Below are 212 nucleotides of genomic sequence, written 5' to 3' on the forward strand. Positions count from 1 at the left end.
TCCGTCGTCGGCAGCGTCAGATGTGTATAAGAGACAGCAGCAGCGTCGTCTTGCCCGAGCCGGCATCCTGCGACCCACCGGCGGCCAAGTGCTGTGGCGCGGACGCGACATCGCACGCCTGTCCGACCTGTCTCTTATACACATCTCCGAGCCCACGAGACGCGTAGTAATCGGGGGGGGGGGGGGGGGGGTTTGGGGGGGAGGGGGGGGGG

At 67.9% G+C, this 212-nt stretch carries 1 protein-coding gene; it reads right to left on the reverse strand.

All coding sequences use genetic code 11. The annotated features are described in order from the left end of the window. Positions 1-16: 16 nt before the first annotated feature. A partial coding sequence (locus ACPYOM_RS23935; protein WP_481347896.1) for a hypothetical protein occupies positions 17-212 on the reverse strand: 196 nt, incomplete at its 5' end.

It is taken from the genome of Monashia sp. HAY1-2A, assembly GCF_056755315.1.